The following is a 13,348-nucleotide window of genomic DNA, read 5'->3' on the forward strand; positions in this document are numbered from 1 at the left end:
GGGAACAGGGGATGGGACCGATTTGGGGACATGAGTACGGTCATCTGTACTGCTGTCAGTCCAATGGCAGCATCCGTGCCAAGAGCGGCAAGCGGTTGTTCTGGAAGGGTTTTGTTGGTTTTTAAGGGGGTGACCCGGGAGTCGGCGCGCCTCATTGCGGTGCGCGCCGCCAACCTGGGCACTCGGTCAGGTATGGCCCTGCACGGTTTCAGGGCGCGAGGTAGTTCTTGACCCCGGTGAAGATGATCTGGGCGGCGAGGGCGCAGACGAACAGGCCCATCAGGCGGCTGACGATCTGCAGGCCCTGCTCGCCGAGGATGCGTTCGATGCGGTTGGAGAGGTAGAGCACCACGCCGACGGTGACGCTGGCGAGGGCGATGGCGGCGAGGGCGGTGAACTTGTCGTTCCAGTGCACGTGGCCGGCGCCCATCACCAGCATGGCGCCGATGGTGCCGGGGCCGACGGTGAGGGGGATGGTCAGCGGCACGATGGTGACGTCCTGCTGGACGTTGTCGGCCTGCACCGCCGGTTTGCCCTGGGCCATGCCGAGGGCGGAGATGAACAGCACGGCGCCGGCACCGATGCGGAAGGCGTCGATGGTGATGCCGAAGACGTTGAAGATGGCCTGGCCGAACAGGTAGAGCAGGGCGCTGGCCACCAGGGTGCCGAGGGCGACCTTCCAGGCGAGCTTCTTGCGCTCCTTCACCGTGTAGCCCCGGGTGAGGCCGATGAAGCAGGAGAGGACGAAGAAGGGGCTGTAGAGCACCAGCATCTTCAGGTACAGGCTGAACATCGTGGAGAGCATCGGACGGGCTCGCGAGGGAACGGTGGTGTGAGTGTAGGAGGCGCCGGGGGCCGCACCCGTTGATCCGGGTCGCCTTGGCGAGGGGCAATCATACGCCGGCACGCCGCCGGATGTGGGGTGCGCGTCGTGTCAGCGCGGTGTGGGTACCGGGCGTGGCGCAGGGCGGGCACCGGGTGGGCGTAGGGCGGGCGTAGGGTGGGCTTCAGCCCACCGTTTCCCCAAACTCATCGGCATGCCATGCCCGCCCCCGCCTGGTGGATGAAAAGAGCGTCATCCACGCAGTGGTCATGTTCGTGCGGGCGGGCGAATTCATGCGTGATCGAAGTCCCGGGCTGAAGTCCGGGCTACGGGAGCCTCAGGAATGCAGGGCGCTGCCCGGTTCGCGCAGGCGGCGCAGTTCCTTCTCGGCGGCCCAGTGCTCGATAAGCTCGCGCAGCTGGGATAGCTCCACCGGCTTGGCCATGTGCCCGTCCATGCCGGCCTGGCGTGCGCGCTCCTTGTGCTCGTTGAGGATGTGCGCGGTGAGGGCGACCACCGGGGTGCGCGGGCGCTGGGCGTCGCGCTCCCAGTCACGGAGCATTTCGGTGGCGGAGAAGCCGTCGAGCACCGGCATTTCGCAGTCCATCAGCACCAGGTCGTACTGGCGCTCCTTCATGGCGCTGAGGGCTTCCTCGCCATTGCTGGCGGTGTCCGGCTGCAGGTTGAGTTTGCTCAGCATGCCGCGGATGACCTTGGTGGAGATGCTGTTGTCCTCGGCGACGAGGATGCGGAAGTCGCCGGGGACGTTGAGCGGCGAGCTGACCTGGGAGCCGGGGAGGGTGGCGGCGCCGCCGGCGGCGCGCTGGACCAGTTCGTCGGCCAGGGTGGTCTTGAGGGTGTAGCCGGCCACCGGCTTGGCGAGGATGCGCTTGATGCCGGCGTTGCGGGCGATGATCTTGCTCGGCGCGTTGCTGATGCCGGTGAGCATGATGATCAGGATGTCGTGGTTGAGGCTCGGGTCTTCCTTGATCTTGGCGGCCAGTTGCATGCCGGTCATGCCGGGCATGTCCTGGTCCAGCAGCACCACGTCGAAGTATTCGCGCAGGTGGGCCTTGGTGCGCAGCAGGGCCAGGGCTTCCTTGCCGGACGGCACGGCGCTGACCTGCAGGCCCCAGGCGCTGCATTGCTGCACGAGCACCTTGCGGCAGGTGTCGTTGTCGTCCACCACCAGCAGCCGTGCGCCTTGCAGCGGGCCGTCGAGGTCGGAGGCGGGCTGCTCCAGGCGCTGGGCGTCCAGGGGCAGGGTCAGCCACAGGGTGCTGCCCTGGTTGCCGCCGCTCTGGATGCCGAAGTCGCCGTGCATCAGGCGCACCAGCTGGCGGGCGATGATCAGGCCGAGGCGGCCGCCGAGCTTGGTGGCGGAGAGGAAGTCCTTGCTGTGCAGCTCGGCGTTGAGCAGGGCGTCGCGCTCGCCGGCTTCCAGGGGGCGGCCGCTGTCCTGTACGGCGATGCGCAGGCGCGGTTCGGCGCCGCTGGTGTCCAGGGCGACCACCAGCAGGATCTCGCCTTCGTCGGTCTGCTTGAAGGCGTTGTCCAGCAGGCTCAGCAGCACCTGGCGCAGGCGCGTCGGGTCGCCGCCCACCACGCGCGGCACCTGGGGCTGCATGAAGCTGATGAGCTCGACCTTCTGCTGTTCGGCCTTGGCGCGGAAGATGTCCAGGCAGTCGTCGATCAGGGCGTTGAGGTCGAACTGCACGTCGTCCAGTTCGATCTGCCCGGACTCCAGCTTGGAGATATCGAGGATCTCGTTGATCAGGGTGAGCAGCTCGTTGCCGGAGCTGTGGATGGTCTGCACGTAGTCGCGCTGCTTGGCCGACAGCGGGGTGCCCAGCAGCAGCTCGGTCATGCCCAGCACGCCGTTCATGGGGGTGCGGATCTCGTGGCTGATCTTGGCCAGGAACTCGCCCTTGGCCTTGAGTTCGGCGGAGCTGGCGGCCAGTTCGCGGCTGACCACGAAGTCGTCGAGGAGGATGCGCCGCTGGCGCTCGCTCATGGCCATGCTCATCAGCACGCCGCTGACGCTGGTGACGCTGAGCAGGCCGAAGGCCAGCCACTCCGACCGCACGGCCCAGTAGCCGAACAGCGCCGGCAGCGAGCCGAGGAACGCTACGCAGAACACCAACAGCGCCAGGGTGAACAGGCGCGCCGGGCGGTAGCCGGACCGCCAGTGGTGCACCGCCACGCCGAATATGCTGAGCCCGGTGACGGCGCCCATGCCGTAGACCAACTGGTTGAACTGCAGGTCGGTGGCCACCAGCAGGAGTAGGCCGGTGATGCCGATCACCACGGCTTCGCTGAGCAGCAGGCCGTTGAGCGGGGTGTCGGGGCAGACGCGGCGGAAGAAGCTGCCGGCGAAGGCCAGGGCGCAGACCATGGCGGCCAGCATGGAGAGGTTGGCCAGCTGCGACTGGGCGCCGGGCCAGAAGTCCAGCCAGGGGCTGCTGATGCCCAGCAGTGCCAGGGCGGTGGCGATGATGCACAGCTGGGTGGCGGCCAGCCACAGGCTGCAGGCGGCACGGGCGTAGGCGAAGCGCAGGACGTTGTGCAGCACCAGCATCACCAGGCTGCCCAGCAGCAGGCCGAAGAGCAACGGGCGGCTGTCGTCGGCGGCCATCAGCGCGGCGCTCTGCAGGCTGATGGTGGGGCGCAGGGCGTGCTCGGAGGAGAGCCGCAGGTAGAGGTCCAGGGGCTCGCTGCGCTGGGGCAGCGGCAGCAGGAAGTCACGGCTGGGCAGCGGTCGCTCGGCGTAGGGCAGGCGGCTGCCGGTGCGGATGTGGTCGATCACCTCGCCGTCCTGCACCACGTACAGGTCGAGGTAGGAGAGGTAGGGGGCGAAGACCCTCAGCAGCCGTTCGTGCTGGCCGGCCGGCAGCGGGTAGTGCAGCCAGAGGGCGCTCTCGCCGCCGGGGGTGTAGAGGCGGTCGAGGTCGACGGGGGTGAACTGGGCGATGGATTGCTGGGCGCGGACGTCATCCAGCTGGAGGCTGGCGGCGGGGTCGAGCAGGGCGCTCCAGCGCGGCGCCTCTGCGGCGTGCAGGGGATGCAGGCACAGCAGGGTCAGCAGCAGGCTGACGCAAAGTCCTATGGCATTCCTGAGCCGGCGCACGGCGAGGTCCCTTCATGAATGAGTGGCCGGATTATAGCCAAGGCCCAGCCGGCGGAATATGACAAAGGCGGCCACTTGGGCCGCCTTTGCGAGGTTTTACCGGAACTTTACCTACCTTCAGCCTTCGCCGCGTTCGCGGGCGATGGCGCGGTAGCCGATGTCCTTGCGGTAGAAGCAGCCGTTCCAGCGGATCTTCTCCGCCAGGCGGTAGGCCTGCTGCTGGGCGTCGGACACGCTGGCGCCGATGGCGGTGGCGCAGAGCACGCGGCCGCCGGCGGTGACCACCTGACCGTCCTTGAGGGCGGTGCCGGCGTGGAACACCTTGCCGTCGAGGGCGGCGGCGTCGGCCAGGCCTTCGATGACGTCACCCTTGGCGTAGTCGCCCGGGTAGCCGCCGGCGGCGAGGACCACGCCCACGGTGGGGCGCGGGTCCCAGGTGGCTTCCACCTTGTCCAGGGCCTTGGCCAGGGCGGCCTCGACCAGCAGGACCAGGGAGCTTTCCAGGCGCACCATGATGGGCTGGGTTTCCGGGTCGCCGAAGCGGCAGTTGAACTCGATGACCTTGGGCGCGCCGCTCTTGTCGATCATCAGGCCGGCGTAGAGGAAGCCGGTGTAGACGTTGCCTTCCTCGGCCATGCCGCGAACGGTGGGGTAGATCACCTCGTCCATCACGCGCTGGTGCACGGCGGGGGTGACCACCGGGGCGGGGGAGTAGGCACCCATGCCGCCGGTATTGGGGCCGGTGTCGGCGTCGCCGACGCGCTTGTGGTCCTGGCTGGTGGCCATGGGCAGCACGTTCTGGCCGTCGACCATGACGATGAAGCTGGCTTCCTCGCCGTCGAGGAACTCTTCGATCACCACGCGGGCACCGGCGTCGCCGAAGGCGTTGCCGGAGAGCATGTCACGCACGGCGTCCTCGGCTTCGGCCAGGGTCATGGCGACGATCACGCCCTTGCCGGCGGCCAGGCCGTCGGCCTTGACCACGATGGGGGCACCCTTCTCGCGCAGGTAGGCCAGGGCCGGCTCGACTTCGGTGAAGTTCTGGTAGTCGGCGGTGGGGATCTTGTGGCGGGCGAGGAAGTCCTTGGTGAAGGCCTTGGAGCCTTCCAGCTGGGCGGCGCCGGCGGTGGGGCCGAAGATGGCCAGGCCACGGGCGCGGAACAGGTCGACCACGCCTTTCACCAGCGGGGCCTCGGGGCCGACGATGGTCAGCTGCACGTTGGCAGCGGCGAAGTCGGCCAGTTGCTCGATGGCCAGCACGTCGATGGCGACGTTCTCGCACTTGGCTTCGGTAGCGGTGCCGGCGTTGCCCGGGGCGACGAAGACCTTGGCGACGCGCGGGTCCTGGGCCACTTTCCAGGCCAGGGCGTGTTCACGACCGCCGCTGCCGATGATCAATACGTTCATTGCGTTTTCCTCGAGGAGGCGGGCCAGGGGCCCCGATGGTGGATGAGAAGAGCGTCATCCACCCTACAAAAGCTTATTCCTGCAGACCTTCGGTGCGTCCCTGTCACTCAGTGCCGGAAGTGGCGCATGCCGGTGAACACCATCGCAATGCCGGCCTCGTCGGCGGCGGCGATGACTTCGTTGTCACGCATGGAGCCACCCGGCTGGATCACGGCGGTGATGCCGGCCTTGGCGGCGTTGTCGATGCCGTCGCGGAAGGGGAAGAAGGCGTCGGAGGCCATGACCGCGCCCTTGACCTCGAGACCGGCATGCTCGGCCTTGATGGCGGCGATGCGGGCGGAGTTGACGCGGCTCATCTGGCCGGCGCCGACGCCGACGGTCTGGCGGTTCTTGGCGTAGACGATGGCGTTGGATTTGACGAACTTGGCCACTTTCCAGGCGAAGATCAGGTCGTGGATCTCCTGCTCGCTCGGGGCGCGCTGGGTGACGATCTTCAGGTCTTCCGCCTTGATCATGCCGATGTCGCGGCTCTGCACCAGCAGGCCGCCGTTGACGCGCTTGAAGTCCCAGCCCGGGGCGCGCTCGGCCGGCCACTCGCCGCATTCCAGCAGGCGTACGTTGGCCTTGGCGGCCACCACTTCACGGGCGGCGGCGGAGATTTTCGGGGCGATGATCACTTCGACGAACTGGCGCTCGACGATGGCCTTGGCGGTTTCGCCGTCCAGCTCGCGGTTGAAGGCGATGATGCCGCCGAAGGCGGATTCGGTGTCGGTGGCGTAGGCCAGGTCGTAGGCCTTGCGGATGCCGCCTTCGTCTTCCGGGACCACGGCGACGCCGCAGGGGTTGGCGTGCTTGACGATGACGCAGGCCGGCTTGACGAAGCTCTTCACGCATTCCAGGGCGGCGTCGGTGTCGGCCACGTTGTTGAAGGACAGTTCCTTGCCCTGCAGCTGGACGGCGGTGGAGACGCTGGCTTCACCCTTCTTCGCTTCCACGTAGAACGCGGCGCTCTGGTGCGGGTTCTCGCCGTAGCGCATTTCCTGGGCCTTGACGAACTGGCTGTTGAAGGTGCGCGGGAAGGCACTGCGGTCTTCGGTGGACAGGGTGTCGCGGGCCTGGTCGATGGTGCCCAGGTAGTTGGCGATCATGCCGTCGTAGGCGCTGGTGTGCTCGAAGGCCTTCAGGGCCAGGTCGAAGCGCTGGGCGTAGGTCAGGCCGCCGGCCTTGAGGGACTCGACGATGCCGGCGTAGTCGCTGGCGTTGACCACGATGGCGACGTCCTTGTGGTTCTTCGCGGCGCTGCGGACCATGGTCGGGCCGCCGATGTCGATGTTCTCGATGGCGGTGGGCAGGTCGCAGTCAGCCTTGGCGACGGTGGCCTCGAAGGGGTAGAGGTTGACCGCCACCAGGTCGATCGGCTTGATGCCGTGCTGCTCCATGACCGCGCCGTCCAGGTTGCGGCGACCGAGGATGCCGCCATGGATCTTCGGGTGCAGGGTCTTCACGCGGCCGTCCATCATTTCCGGGAAGCCGGTGTAGTCGGCGACTTCCACGGCGGCGACGCCGTTGTCCTTGAGCAGCTTGTAGGTGCCGCCGGTGGAGAGGATCTCCACGCCCAGGGCAGCCAGTTCACGGGCGAACTCGAGGATGCCGGTCTTGTCGGAAACGCTGATCAGGGCGCGGCGAACGGGGAGGCGGGTGGTCTGGTCGGTCATGTCGATGTCCATCGGAGCAGGGGAATCAGTAAAAAAGGGCGGCCTTTGATGTTCTCGGGGGCCGCCCTTTCTTTATCGAATACGTGCTTACAGGAGGTCGTACTGCTTGAGCTTCTTGCGCAGCGTGCCCCGGTTGAGGCCGAGCATCTCGGAGGCTTTGGTCTGGTTGCCCTTGACGTAGTTCATCACGGTTTCCAGCAGCGGGGCCTCCACTTCGGAGAGCACCAGGTTGTAGACGTCCGTGACCGTCGCGCCCTCCAGGTGGGCGAAGTAGTTGTGCAGTGCCTTCTCGACGCTGCCGCGCAGGGTCTGGCCCTCGGCGGTCGGTGTGGTCAGGTGCTGTTTCAGGTTGGCGTTGTCGCTCACGGGTGTTGCCCCATCAAAAAAATTCTCGGTCATCGTCGTCATGCGGCCTTATCCCCTTCGTTGTGACGCTCGGCGAAAAATTGCCGAACGCTGGCGCACTGCGCGTCCGTGGACTCCAAACGATTGAACTGGGCGCGAAACTCCCTGGCGCCCGGCAGGGTTGCGAGATACCAGCCGACATGCTTGCGGGCGATGCGTACGCCCATCACTTCGCCATAGAAGGCGTGCAGTGCGGCCAGGTGCTCCAGCAGGATCTGTTCCACCTCTTCAAGCCCCGGCACCGCCAGCAGTTCGCCGGTGGCCAGGTAATGCGTGATCTCGCGGAAGATCCAGGGTCGCCCCTGGGCCGCTCGACCGATCAGCAGGGCATCGGCACCGGTGGCGTCGAGGACCTGTCTGGCTTTCTGTGGCGAGTCGATGTCGCCGTTGGCAAAGACCGGGATCGACACCGACTGCTTGATCGCGGCGATGGTGTCGTACTCGGCTTCGCCGGTGTACAGGTCGGCCCGGGTGCGACCGTGAACGGCCAGCGCCTGGATACCCGACTCTTCGGCGATCCTCGCCACGGCGATGCCGTTCTTGTTGTCGCGGTCCCAGCCGGTGCGGATCTTCAGCGTGACCGGGACATCGACGGCCTTCACCACGGCGTCGAGGATGCGTGCCACCAGGGCTTCATCCTTCATCAGCGCGGAACCGGCCGCCTTGTTGCAGACCTTCTTCGCCGGACAGCCCATGTTGATGTCGATGATCTGGGCTCCGAGCACCACATTGGCCCTGGCCGCCTCGGCCAGCATCTCCGGGTCGCCGCCGGCGATCTGCACCGAACGGGGCTCCGGGTCGCCTTCATGAAGCAGGCGCAACCGGGACTTGCGGCTGTTCCACAGGCGCACGTCGCTGGTGACCATCTCGGAGACTACCAAGCCGGCACCCAGGCGACGGCAAAGCAGACGAAACGGACGATCGGTCACGCCCGCCATGGGGGCGAGTATCACCTGGTTGGGTAGGGCATACGGGCCGATGCGTACCGCCGACATGGGTCTTCCCTGCCTGTGGGGCCGGATCTTGGTCTACGAAAAAGGGTGGGCATCATACCCGCTCTCGATGACCGGATAAAGGTTGTTTTGAACAAATTCTGAACAGTACCGAGCTTATCGCCAGGGGTTCTGGCAAGGCCCCGGAGCGGCGTCCGGCGGGCCTGTCAGGCTATTCCGGGGAGTGGAAGCTCAGGCTGTAATTGACCGCCTTGGCACCGGGGTCAAGGATGTCCAGCGAGATGTGGATCGGCGTCTGCGGCGGCATTTCCGTCTGCCCGGCCAGCTCCCCGCCGAGGTATTCGCCGGGCTTGAAGCGACGGTTGGCGAGCAGTTGCCCGTTGATGTCGGCGAAGCGCAGTTCCAGCAGCGGGAAGGGCTGGGAGAAGGCCGCGCGGTTGTAGATGATCGCATCCACCACCAGGGCGCCGGTGAAGTCCGGGTGGCTGCGCACCACCAGGTTGCTGCTCTTGATCAGGTTGACGTCGACCTTGGAAGGCAGGCGGCAGCCGATCTCGGGGCAGAGCTGCTCGAACCAGGGGCGGTACTGGTCGGTGCGGGCCAGTTCGTCGAAGTGGTACCAGACGTACTGGAAGCCCAGGGCGAGGCCGCCGATCAGGTTCAGCAGGCCCCAGCCGATCCAGCGGCCCCAGGGTTTGCGCGGGGCTTGCCATTCCAGTTGCAGGGGCTCGTCGTCCAGGTCCAGCAGGCCCTTGTCGCGCAGGCTCGGTTCGTTGCGCGGCGGGCTGCGGGTCACGACGGGCTCGGTCGGCGCGTCGTCCAGCGGTTCGTCTGTGTCGTCCTCGTCCCGTTCCTGCGTGGTGCTGCGGCCAGGGGCGGGGAGATCCGGTTCGTCATCGGGCTCGTCGTCGCGGGCCGAGCCGATGCTCGGCAGCGGGTCGTCCTCTTCCTCGACGGCGGCCAGGTTCAGCGCGGGCTCGCGGCGCTCCGGCTCGGCCGGGCGCGGCGGCACGGGTGCCTGGGGGGCGGAGGCGGTGGGGCGTTGCTCGGCGTGCAGCAGGGCTTCGGCCCAGCCTTCGTCGTAGCGTTGTTCGGGGTCGTCACGCTGGCCCAGCAACTGCTCGCCCGGCTTGGGGGCGGCCTGCAGGGCCATGAATTCGCGGGAGAGCTTAAGTTCTTCCTGCTCCAGCTTGGCCAGTTCCTCGTCGAGGTCGAGGCTGTCCAGGTCCAGGTCGTCGTGGATCCACAGGGTGTTCTTGTCGCCGCTCTTGCCGCTGGGGGCCGGCGTTGCGGCAGCCTGGGGCTTGAGCACGGTGGCGACGCTGGGCACGCTCGGAGCCGGAGCCGGAGCCGGAGCCGGAGCCGGAGCCGGAGCCGGAGCCGGAGCCGGAGCCCGGGGGGCGGGTGGCGTCGGGCTCGGGGCGGCCGGGCGAGCGGGTGGCGTGGCCGCAGCCGGGGCGGTCGTCGTCGGGGCCGAGGCTTCCTTCGCCGCCAGGCTCCCCAGCAGTTGCTTGGCCGCGTTGAACACGTGCAGGCACGCGCCGCAGCGCACCGCGCCATGGGCCGCCGCCAGCTGGGCGCGGGTCACGCGGAAGCTGGTCTGGCAATGGGGGCACTGGGTGACGAAGCTATCGGTCATGCGGCGGTCCGGGCAAAACGACGCGCTAGTCTACCAACTCGCCACGTCGCTGGCGCATTCCTGCTGTGCATCCTTTGCGGGCCTCAGCGACGAACGCCGCTGATGCGCACCCAGCCGTCCTTCTCGGCGGTCGGGTCCAGCTCGAAGGCGTCGGCGTAGGCCGCGCGGACCTCCTCGGCCTGCTCGGCGAGGATGCCCGACAGCGCCAGGCGGCCGCCGGCCTTGACCAGCGCGGTGATCTGCGGCGCCAGGGATACCAGCGGGCCGGCGAGGATGTTGGCCACCACCACGTCGGCCGGCTGTTGCGGCATGTCGGCGGGCAGGTAGACGGGGAACAGGGCCGGGTCGATGCCGTTGCGCGAGGCGTTGTCGCGGGAGGCCTCCAGGGCTTGCGGGTCGATGTCGGTGCCCACCGCCTGGCGCGCGCCCAGCAGCAGGCCGGCGATGGCGAGGATGCCGGAGCCGCAGCCGAAGTCGATCAGGTCGCAGCCGCCCAGTTCCTGGCCGTCGAGCCATTCCAGGCACAGCGCGGTGGTCGGGTGGGTGCCGGTGCCGAAGGCCAGGCCCGGGTCCAGCAGCAGGTTCACCGCATCCGGCTCGGGGGCGTCGTGCCAGCTCGGGACGATCCACAGGCGGCGGCCGAAGCGCATGGGCTGGAAGTTGTCCATCCAGCTGCGCTCCCAGTCCTGGTCTTCGATGCGCTCGATCTGGTGCTGCGGCAGGGCGCCGCCGGTGAGCAGTTCGAGGTGCGCCACCAGCGCCGTCTCGTCGGTGTCGGCCTCGAACAGGGCCAGCAGGTGGGTGTGGGACCAGAGCGGGGTGGTGCCGAGGTCGGGCTCGAAGATCGGCTGGTCTTCGGCGTCCATGAAGGTCACCGAGACGGCGCCGACTTCCAGCAGGGCGTCTTCATAGGTTTCCGCCTGATCCGGGGTGATGGCGAGACGGACTTGTAACCAGGGCATGGCGAAACCTCGATGCGGCGTGGAGAAGGGGCTCTTACGGGGCGGGCAAGCTTACTTGAGGCTCGGGTGCCGTGCCAGCCGCGGCGTCCAGGCGGTCGAGGCCGCGGTAGGCGAGGTGGCAGACGCCGCTGCCGAGCAGGGCCGGGAGCAGCAGATTGAGCACGGGAACCACCGCCAGCATCAGGATCAGCAGGCCGAAGGCGATGAGGGCGCCGCGCTGGGCCCGCACCACGCGCATCTGTTCGGCACCACTGGCCAGCCCGGCGAGGGCGGCGGGCACCAGGAAACGCACGTTCAGGTAAGCCAGCAGCATCAGCATCAGGACGCCGTTGACCACGGGGATCAGCAGGCAGAGCAGCGGGCCGATTCCGATGCCGATGCCGAGGCCCAGCCAGGGGCCGAGGTGGTAGCGGCCGGCGCGCAGCAGGTCGGTGGTGGCGGGTTGGCGCTGGAGCAGGCTGGGGTAGTGGCTGCGGGTACGGGTCTTCAGGCGTCCCATCAGCACCCAGCGCAGGCTGAGGCGGATGCTGAGCACCACGGCGCCGGCGTAGAGCACGACCACGATGGCCACTGCCAGCAGTGCGGCGTAGACCGCCATCAAGGCCAGGGCTGGGGCGATGTTGGCCATGGCGCTGATGGTCGCCGGGCCGCCGCTGACGCTTGGGAGCAACCCGAGGGCGGCAGCGCCCATGATCACGAAGGAGGCGATCAGCCCGGCGGCCTTGGCGATGAACTCGAAGTGGGTATAGAACAGCCAGCCCCAGAAGCTGGTCATCAGCAGGCAGAGGCCCGACGAGCCGATGAGGATGCCCGGCCGCAGGCTGGAGCGCAGGGCCAGGCCCAGGCAGATGAAGGCTTCCAGGAAGGCCCGGCCGATGGACTTGAATCTTGCTTTCACGGGCGGGGCATTCCTTTGCGTGGCGGAAATGAAGAAGGGCCGCATTATGCGGCCCTTCGGGGTTCACCAGGCTTACTTCTTGCCCAGTTTGTGCTCGAGGTAGTGAATGTTCACGCCCCCTTTGCAGAAACCCTTGTCGCGGGTGAGGTCGCGGTGCAGCGGGACGTTGGTCTTGATCCCGTCCACCACGATCTCGTCGAGGGCATTGCGCATGCGCGCCATGGCCTCATCGCGGTCCTTGCCGTAGGTGATCAGCTTGCCGATCAGCGAGTCGTAGTTCGGCGGTACCGAGTAGCCGCTGTACAGGTGCGAATCGACGCGCACGCCGTTGCCACCCGGGGCGTGGAAGTACTTCACCTTGCCCGGGGAGGGCATGAAGTTGTCCGGGTCTTCGGCGTTGATGCGGCACTCCAGGGCATGGCCACGGATGACCACGTCTTCCTGCTTGATCGAGAGCTTGTTGCCTGCGGCGATGCTGAGCATCTCCTTGACGATGTCGACGCCGGTGACCATCTCGGTGACCGGGTGCTCCACCTGGACGCGGGTGTTCATCTCGATGAAGTAGAAGCGGCCGTTCTCGTAGAGGAACTCGAAGGTACCGGCACCGCGGTAGCCGATCTCGATGCAGGCCTGGACGCAGCGGGCCAGCACTTCGGCGCGGGCCTTCTCGTCGATGCCGGGGGCAGGGGCTTCTTCCAGCACCTTCTGGTGGCGGCGCTGCAGGGAGCAGTCGCGGTCACCCAGGTGGATGGCGTTGCCCTGGCCGTCGGAGAGCACCTGCACTTCCACGTGGCGCGGGTTGGTGAGGAACTTCTCCAGGTAGACCATGGAGTTGCCGAACGCGGCACCGGCTTCGGTGCGGGTCAGCTTGGCCGACTTGATCAGCTCGTCGGCGCTGTGCACCACGCGCATGCCGCGACCACCGCCGCCACCGGCAGCCTTGATGATCACCGGGTAGCCGACGTCCTCGGCGATCGCCAGGGCGGTCGCTTCGTCTTCCGGCAGCGGGCCGTCGGAGCCCGGAACGGTCGGTACGCCGGCCTTCTTCATGGCGTCCTTGGCGGACACCTTGTCGCCCATCAGACGGATGGTGTCGGCTTTCGGGCCGATGAAGGCGAAGCCGGAGTTCTCCACCTGCTCGGCGAAGTCGGCGTTCTCGGCGAGGAAGCCGTAGCCCGGGTGGATCGCGGTGGCGCCGGTTACTTCGGCGGCACTGATGATGGCCGGGATGTTCAGGTAGGACTGGGCGGCGGGTGCCGGGCCGATGCAGACGGTCTCGTCAGCCAGGGACAGGTGCATCAGCTCGCGGTCGGCCGTGGAGTGCACCGCTACCGTCTTGATGCCCAGCTCCTTGCAGGCGCGCAGGATGCGCAGGGCGATCTCGCCACGGTTGGCGATCAGGACTTTTTCCAGCATCAC

Annotated in this window: 10 protein-coding genes; all 10 read right to left on the reverse strand. The window is 67.6% G+C overall.

The features are described 5' to 3' along the window. Positions 1-208: 208 nt before the first annotated feature. The 10 genes from PotMrB4_RS03755 to accC all read right to left on the reverse strand — a co-directional run bounded on the left by PotMrB4_RS03755 (position 209) and on the right by accC (position 13,345). Entirely contained in the window at positions 209-805 is a 597-nt protein-coding gene (locus PotMrB4_RS03755; RefSeq protein ID WP_044411137.1) for a MarC family protein, read from the reverse strand. 355 nt (positions 806-1,160) lie between these two features. Beyond that, positions 1,161-3,950, reverse strand: coding sequence for a hybrid sensor histidine kinase/response regulator (locus tag PotMrB4_RS03760; RefSeq protein ID WP_172432548.1), 2,790 nt, complete (start codon positions 3,948-3,950; stop codon positions 1,161-1,163). A 117-nt stretch (positions 3,951-4,067) separates the two neighbouring features. Beyond that, a complete protein-coding gene (purD, locus tag PotMrB4_RS03765; RefSeq protein ID WP_069565380.1) occupies positions 4,068-5,357 on the reverse strand; it encodes a phosphoribosylamine--glycine ligase in 1,290 nt (429 codons plus the stop codon). 107 nt (positions 5,358-5,464) lie between these two features. After that, complete coding sequence (gene purH / locus PotMrB4_RS03770; RefSeq protein WP_044411293.1) at positions 5,465-7,072, reverse strand: bifunctional phosphoribosylaminoimidazolecarboxamide formyltransferase/IMP cyclohydrolase; 1,608 nt, start codon at positions 7,070-7,072, stop codon at positions 5,465-5,467. Positions 7,073-7,159: 87 nt separating this feature from the next. Continuing rightward, positions 7,160-7,480, reverse strand: coding sequence for a DNA-binding transcriptional regulator Fis (gene fis / locus PotMrB4_RS03775; RefSeq protein ID WP_044411145.1), 321 nt, complete (start codon positions 7,478-7,480; stop codon positions 7,160-7,162). Next, complete coding sequence (gene dusB, locus PotMrB4_RS03780) at positions 7,477-8,472, reverse strand: tRNA dihydrouridine synthase DusB (protein ID WP_172432549.1); 996 nt, start codon at positions 8,470-8,472, stop codon at positions 7,477-7,479. Before dusB ends, fis begins: the two co-directional genes overlap by 4 nt. Before the next feature lie 169 nt (positions 8,473-8,641). Further along, on the reverse strand, positions 8,642-10,069 hold the full coding sequence (locus tag PotMrB4_RS03785) for a DUF3426 domain-containing protein (RefSeq protein WP_172432550.1): 1,428 nt from the start codon (positions 10,067-10,069) through the stop codon (positions 8,642-8,644). A gap of 83 nt (positions 10,070-10,152) precedes the next feature. Beyond that, entirely contained in the window at positions 10,153-11,031 is an 879-nt protein-coding gene (gene prmA / locus PotMrB4_RS03790) for a 50S ribosomal protein L11 methyltransferase (protein WP_044411150.1), read from the reverse strand. A gap of 34 nt (positions 11,032-11,065) precedes the next feature. Then, positions 11,066-11,929 carry an EI24 domain-containing protein gene (locus tag PotMrB4_RS03795; protein WP_172432551.1) on the reverse strand — a complete coding sequence of 288 codons (864 nt, stop codon included), beginning with the start codon at positions 11,927-11,929 and terminating at the stop codon, positions 11,066-11,068. Positions 11,930-12,001: 72 nt separating this feature from the next. Continuing rightward, complete coding sequence (gene accC, locus PotMrB4_RS03800) at positions 12,002-13,345, reverse strand: acetyl-CoA carboxylase biotin carboxylase subunit (protein ID WP_044411155.1); 1,344 nt, start codon at positions 13,343-13,345, stop codon at positions 12,002-12,004. Positions 13,346-13,348 lie beyond the last annotated feature (3 nt).

Source organism: Metapseudomonas otitidis, from assembly GCF_011397855.1.
In the GTDB taxonomy this organism is placed as follows: Bacteria; Pseudomonadota; Gammaproteobacteria; order Pseudomonadales; family Pseudomonadaceae; genus Metapseudomonas; species Metapseudomonas otitidis.

What these genes read in the sequence shown, in the direction of transcription:
- PotMrB4_RS03755 (WP_044411137.1), bottom strand. Translation starts at nt 805, where the DNA reads ATGCTCTCCACGATGTTCAGCCTGTACCTGAAGATGCTGGTGCTCTAC.
- purD (WP_069565380.1), bottom strand. Translation starts at nt 5,357, where the DNA reads ATGAACGTATTGATCATCGGCAGCGGCGGTCGTGAACACGCCCTGGCC.
- purH (WP_044411293.1), bottom strand. Translation starts at nt 7,072, where the DNA reads ATGACCGACCAGACCACCCGCCTCCCCGTTCGCCGCGCCCTGATCAGC.
- fis (WP_044411145.1), bottom strand. Translation starts at nt 7,480, where the DNA reads ATGACGACGATGACCGAGAATTTTTTTGATGGGGCAACACCCGTGAGC.
- dusB (WP_172432549.1), bottom strand. Translation starts at nt 8,472, where the DNA reads ATGTCGGCGGTACGCATCGGCCCGTATGCCCTACCCAACCAGGTGATA.
- PotMrB4_RS03785 (WP_172432550.1), bottom strand. Translation starts at nt 10,069, where the DNA reads ATGACCGATAGCTTCGTCACCCAGTGCCCCCATTGCCAGACCAGCTTC.
- prmA (WP_044411150.1), bottom strand. Translation starts at nt 11,031, where the DNA reads ATGCCCTGGTTACAAGTCCGTCTCGCCATCACCCCGGATCAGGCGGAA.
- accC (WP_044411155.1), bottom strand. Translation starts at nt 13,345, where the DNA reads ATGCTGGAAAAAGTCCTGATCGCCAACCGTGGCGAGATCGCCCTGCGC.